The sequence below is a fragment of the Allosphingosinicella sp. genome, assembly GCF_036387215.1.
Classification (GTDB): Bacteria; Pseudomonadota; Alphaproteobacteria; order Sphingomonadales; family Sphingomonadaceae; genus Allosphingosinicella.
This window is the reverse complement of record NZ_DASVUE010000184.1, coordinates 1-5,252: the sequence shown is the minus strand read 5'-3', so window position 1 is coordinate 5,252 and position 5,252 is coordinate 1. Positions and strand designations below refer to the sequence as shown.

Genomic DNA, 5,252 nt, shown 5'->3' with positions numbered 1-5,252 from the left:
CTTCGGGCAGTTCGACGCCGCCTTCTCCAACGCGGCATTGCACTGGATGCTTGATCCCGCCGCAGTCGCGGAGGGCGTGTTCTCGGTCCTCCGCCCCGGCGGCCGCTTCGTCGGCGAGATGGGCGGCGAGGGCAATCTGGTGACGCTCCGGCGGGCGCTCCGCGACGAAGTGGCGGAACGCGGCTATCCGGTTCCGCCGCAGGACCCGCAATGGTATCCGGGCGTGCACGAGTTCACCGCCCTCTACCGCGATGCCGGCTTCACCGACATCAAGGCTCAGCTCATCCCGCGGGTGACGCCGCTTCCGGCGGGGGTGAGCGCCTGGGTGAGAACCTTCCGCGCCGGCTGGCTCGACGTGGCCGGAGTGCCTGAGAACGAGCACGGCGCCGTCGCCGAGGCGGTCCAACGCCGCCTCGCGGGAATTCTCCAGACGCCGGACGGCGGCTGGTACGCCGATTATGTCCGCCTCCGCTTTACGATGAGAAAGCCAGACTGATGCGTTACCTTCCACTTGCCGAAGCCGACCGGCAGGCGATGCTCCGCTCGATCGGAGCCGATTCCATCGAAGACCTGTTCGTCGACGTGCCGGAGGCGGCGCGGCTGGCGGGGAAGATCGAAGGCCTTGCCGATCACGCGAGCGAGCTCTCCGTCGAGCGGCAGCTCGGAGCGCTTGCGCGGCAAAACCTGGTGGCGGGGGAGGTGCCCTTCTTCCTCGGCTGCGGCGCCTATAAGCACCACATCCCGTCCAGCGTCGATCACATCATCCAGCGCGGCGAATTCCTGACGAGCTACACGCCGTACCAGCCGGAGATCGCGCAGGGGACGCTGCAGGCTTTGTTCGAATTCCAGACGCAGGTAGCGCGCCTCTACGGCTGCGACGTCGCCAACGCATCGATGTACGACGGGTCGACCGCCTGCTGGGAAGCCATTGCGATGGCCCGTCGCGTCACCCGGCGCGGCAAGGCGATCCTCTCGGCTGGCCTCCACCCGCATTACGTGTCGGTCGCGCAGACCATGGCGCGGTTTACCGGCGATACGCTCGATGTCGCACTGCCCGAGCTGACCGACGGAGCGCCGGGCGACGACATGCAGCGGCTGCTGGACGGGATCGACCGCGAGACCAGCGCTGTCGTGGTCCAATATCCCAACATCCTCGGCCACGTTGCCGACCTGTCGGAGCTCGCCGAGCGGGTGCACGCGGCCGGCGCCCTGCTGATCGCGGTGGTGACGGAGCCGGTGGCCCTCGGCCTCATCCGCTCGCCCGGCGAAATGGGTGCGGACATCGTCGTCGGCGAGGGCCAGTCGATCGGCGTCGGCCTCAACTTCGGCGGCCCCTATGTCGGCCTGTTCGCGTGCAAGGAGAAGTTCGTCCGCCAGATGCCCGGGCGCCTCTGCGGCGAGACTGTGGACGCCGACGGCAATCGCGGCTTCGTGCTGACGCTCTCGACCCGCGAGCAGCATATCCGGCGCGAGAAGGCCACGTCGAACATCTGCACCAACTCAGGGCTGTGCGCGCTCGCCTTCACGGTCCACATGACCCTGCTCGGAGAAAAGGGGCTCCGGCAGCTTGCGCAGCTCAACCACGCCAAGGCGGTGGCGGCCGCCGAGCGGTTGGCTCGGGTGCCGGGCGTGGAGCTGGTCAGCGGCGCCTTCTTCAACGAATTCACGCTGCGGCTGCCGAAGGAGGCTCGCCCGGTCGTACGGGCGCTGGCGGAGAGGGGCGTGCTTGGCGGCGTCTCGCTCGGCCGGCTCTATCCCGGCGCGGAGGCGCTCCAGAACGGCCTTGTCGTGGCCGTCACCGAAATCGTCACGGATGAAGATGTCGAGGCGCTTGCGGGCGCGCTCGAGGAGACTTTGGCATGAGCATGAACCCGAGCGGCTGGCGGCCCGAGATGAGCTCCGGCGCCCCCGCATCCTCCGCCCCCTCCACCTTCACGGACAACCGGGCCTTGATGCTGGAGGAGCCGCTGATCTTCGAGATCGGCGACACCGACACGACGGGCGTCGATCTGGAAGCGGCGCCGAAGGTGGCCAGCCGCCTCGCCGGGCTGGAGCGCAACCGCCCGATCGGCCTTGCCGGACTGTCGGAGCCGGAGACGGTGCGGCATTATACCCGTCTCAGCCGCCAGAATTACGCGATCGACCTGGGGCTGTTCCCGCTCGGCAGCTGCACCATGAAGCACAATCCGCGCCTCAACGAGAAGGTGGCGCGGATGCCGGGCTTTGCGGACATCCATCCGCTCCAGCCGGTGGACACGGTGCAGGGCGCGCTGGCGCTGATCGAGATGCTGGGTGAATGGCTGATCAGGCTCACCGGCATGCATTCGGTTGCGATGAGCCCGAAGGCCGGCGCCCACGGCGAATTGTGCGGCCTGCTGGCGATGCGGGCGGCGCTCGAGGCGCGCGGAGATGCGCGGCAGGTGATCCTCGTCCCGGAAAGCGCGCACGGCACCAATCCCGCCACTGCGGCCTTCGTCGGCTACCGGGTCGAGAACATCCCCGCCAACGAGCGCGGCCGGGTCGATCTCGACGCGCTGAAGGCGCGGCTTGGGCCGGACGTCGCCGGCGTGATGATCACCAACCCCAATACGTGCGGCCTCTTCGAGCCGGACATGAAGGCGATCTCGGAAGCCGTGCATGCAGCGGGCGGGCTGGTCTATTGCGACGGTGCCAATTTCAACGCCATCGTTGGCCGGGTCCGCCCCGGCGACCTCGGCATCGATGCGATGCACATCAACCTCCACAAGACCTTCTCGACCCCGCACGGCGGCGGCGGGCCGGGTTCCGGCCCGGTGGTCTTCTCCGAAGCGCTGACGCCGTTCGCGCCCCTGCCGTTCGTCGAGCGGCAGGGCGAGGGCTATGCCCTCATTGAGGAGGAGACTGCGGGTGAGCATCACGGCCGCAGCTTCGGTCGGATGACGGCCTTTCACGGTCAGATGGGGATGTTCACCCGCGCGATGAGCTACATCCTCAGCCACGGCGCGGACGGCCTTCGCCAGGTATCGGGCGATGCGGTGCTGAACGCCAATTACATCCTCCGCGAGCTCCAGGATGTGCTGGACGCGCCGTTCGGGGAGAGCGGCCCGTGCATGCACGAAGCCTTGTTCAGCGACAAAGGCTTTGCCGAGGGCCTCTCGACGCTCGACCTCGCCAAGGGGCTGATCGACGAGGGCTATCATCCGATGACCATGTACTTCCCGCTGGTGGTGCACGGGGCGATGCTGATCGAGCCGACCGAGACGGAATCGAAAGCAGCGCTCGATCAGTTCATCGGTGCCCTCCGCTCGGTCGCCGAGCGGGCAAAGGCGGGCGATCAGTCGCTGAAGTCGGCTCCGGTCTACGCCCCGCGCCGGCGCCTCGATGAGACGCTGGCGGCGCGAAAGCCCATCCTGGTCTACAAGGAGCCGGAGCAGGCCCAGGCGGCGGAGTGACGGACGCCCGCCGCTCGGCGCCGCACGTAGCGCGCAATACCGCACCGATCCTCGATGTGCTGCGCGAGACCCTGCCGGAGAAGGGGCTGGTGCTGGAGGTGGCGAGCGGAAGCGGGGAGCAGTCGCTGGCCTTTGCGCGGGCGTTTCCGAAGCTGCTCTGGCAGCCGAGCGATCCGGATCCTGCCGCGCTCGCCTCCATCCAGGGCTGGCGCGAGAGCGGGGGCGTGTTCAACCTGCTCCCGCCGGTGGAGCTCGATGCGCGGGCGGTCGGGTGGCCGATCGCGTCCGCCGAGGCGATCGTCTGCATCAACATGGTGCATATCAGCCCGTGGGAAGCGACCGAGGGGCTGATGCGCGGGGCCGGGCGGCTGCTGGAGCCGGGCGCGCCGCTCTTTCTCTACGGGCCTTATCGCCGGCAGGGGGTGCCGACGGCGCCCAGCAACGAAACCTTCGACCAGTCGCTGAAGGCGCGGGACCCGCGATGGGGGCTAAGGACGGTCGAGGAGATAGCAGCCGAAGCGGAGCGCCAGGGCCTGAAGCTGGAGCGGGTGGTGGAGATGCCGGCCAACAACCTCTCGCTGGTGTTTCGCCGTATCTCCCCCCTCCCTTAGCCCGGCGGCGGACGGAGGGGCGGAGGCATCGGAGAGGGAGGGGCAGGGGGTGGGTCTTGCCCTCAGCTTCGCGACACCTGGGCTAGCCCAGCGCGCTGGCGCACTCGCACCCACCCCCGACCCCTCCCTTTCCCCTGCGGGGCAGGGAGGGGAGACGGCTCAGTTGCTTTCGTTGAAGCGGGGCAGGTTCGCCTCTTCGCCCTTGTCGCTGTCGCGGACGCGGGTGACGCTGCCTTCGCCCACTTCCTGCTTCAGCTCGTCCTGGGTTGCGATGTCGGTATTGATCTGGTGGCCGCTGCGGTTGCCGTGGCTCGGGGCGCTCTCCATGCTCTCGATGAGGTCGCTGTCGTCGGTCTGGCGGGCGGTCTCGGCGCGGTCGGCGCCGCGGTCGTTGCGGTCGGTCATGTCCGTCTCCTCTTGACGTAACAATGAAGGAGCGGATTGGACGTTCCGCCGCTCAGCGGCCTGTGGTGCTCGGCTCGGCGTCCGGGCGGGCGCTGGCAAGGCGCATGCAGAGCGCGATCCAGAAGATGCCGAACGCCCAGCCGCCGATCACGTCGCTCGGCCAATGGACGCCGAGCGCGACGCGGCTCCAGCCCGCCTGAAGCGCGATGGCGAGGCCGAGGCCGGCGGAGATGGCGCGGTTCCGCTGCTTCACCGGCACGAGCAGGGCGATCGCCATGAAGGTGATCATCGCGTTGGCGGCGTGCCCGCTCGGGAAGCTGAGGCTACGCACCGCCTCGAGATGCTCGTCGACTCCCGGCCGGTCGCGGCCGACGAACATTTTCTGGAGCTCGACCAAGAGGCGGCCGCCGAGCACGGTGATGAGCAGCAGCGCCACCCGGATGCGGCGGCGAAAGAAGAGGTAGATCGCGGCAGCGAGCGTCAGCGGCAACAGCACCAATGCCCGGCCCAGCCAAGACAGCAGGATTGCGTTGCGGGCGAGCACCTCGTCATGCCCGGCATAGAGCGCGCTCCGCAGCGCCTGGTCGTGGGGGGAATCGGCGCCGCCCGTCAGCAGCGCGGCGAGCCAGACCGCGCCCGAGAGCAGGATCGTGATCCAGAAACGGGTGCGGGCGTCGCGCATCTTCTGCCAGATCCGAACTGGTGAGCCCTGCTGGATTCGAACCAGCGACCTACTGATTAAAAGTCAGTTGCTCTACCGACTGAGCTAAGGGCCCTTGTGAGAGGCGCTTCCAACTAGGTGGCG

6 protein-coding genes and 1 tRNA gene are annotated in these 5,252 nt (G+C 68.5%); 4 read left to right on the top strand and 3 right to left on the bottom strand.

All coding sequences use genetic code 11. The annotated features are described in order from the left end of the window. From VF662_RS07520 to VF662_RS07505, 4 genes are all read left to right on the top strand, one after another. A partial coding sequence (locus VF662_RS07520; protein WP_464139479.1) for a class I SAM-dependent methyltransferase occupies positions 1–496 on the top strand: 496 nt, incomplete at its 5' end. Then, entirely contained in the window at positions 496–1,863 is a 1,368-nt protein-coding gene (gene gcvPA / locus VF662_RS07515) for an aminomethyl-transferring glycine dehydrogenase subunit GcvPA (RefSeq protein WP_464139477.1), read from the top strand. The genes VF662_RS07520 and gcvPA, both read left to right, overlap by 1 nt. Next, on the top strand, positions 1,860–3,431 hold the full coding sequence (gcvPB, locus tag VF662_RS07510) for an aminomethyl-transferring glycine dehydrogenase subunit GcvPB (RefSeq protein ID WP_464139475.1): 1,572 nt from the start codon (positions 1,860–1,862) through the stop codon (positions 3,429–3,431). The genes gcvPA and gcvPB overlap by 4 nt, the downstream gene beginning before the upstream one ends. Beyond that, positions 3,428–4,042: a DUF938 domain-containing protein gene (locus tag VF662_RS07505; RefSeq protein WP_464139473.1), complete on the top strand. Its 615-nt coding sequence runs from the start codon at positions 3,428–3,430 to the stop codon at positions 4,040–4,042. The genes gcvPB and VF662_RS07505 overlap by 4 nt, the downstream gene beginning before the upstream one ends. 159 nt (positions 4,043–4,201) lie before the next feature. On the opposite strand, the gene VF662_RS07500 is transcribed toward VF662_RS07505, so the two are convergent. The 3 genes from VF662_RS07500 to VF662_RS07490 all read right to left on the bottom strand — a co-directional run bounded on the left by VF662_RS07500 (position 4,202) and on the right by VF662_RS07490 (position 5,223). Continuing rightward, positions 4,202–4,447: a hypothetical protein gene (locus VF662_RS07500; protein ID WP_464139470.1), complete on the bottom strand. Its 246-nt coding sequence runs from the start codon at positions 4,445–4,447 to the stop codon at positions 4,202–4,204. Between the two features lie 52 nt (positions 4,448–4,499). Next, entirely contained in the window at positions 4,500–5,129 is a 630-nt protein-coding gene (locus tag VF662_RS07495) for a phosphatase PAP2 family protein (protein ID WP_464139468.1), read from the bottom strand. 18 nt (positions 5,130–5,147) lie between these two features. Further along, positions 5,148–5,223, bottom strand: a tRNA-Lys gene (locus tag VF662_RS07490). Positions 5,224–5,252: the final 29 nt, after the last annotated feature.

Bases quoted from the DNA above. Each gene is read 5' to 3' on its own strand.
- gcvPA (WP_464139477.1), top strand. From the start codon at position 496: ATGCGTTACCTTCCACTTGCCGAAGCCGACCGGCAGGCGATGCTCCGC.
- gcvPB (WP_464139475.1), top strand. From the start codon at position 1,860: ATGAGCATGAACCCGAGCGGCTGGCGGCCCGAGATGAGCTCCGGCGCC.
- VF662_RS07500 (WP_464139470.1), bottom strand. From the start codon at position 4,447: ATGACCGACCGCAACGACCGCGGCGCCGACCGCGCCGAGACCGCCCGC.
- VF662_RS07495 (WP_464139468.1), bottom strand. From the start codon at position 5,129: ATGCGCGACGCCCGCACCCGTTTCTGGATCACGATCCTGCTCTCGGGC.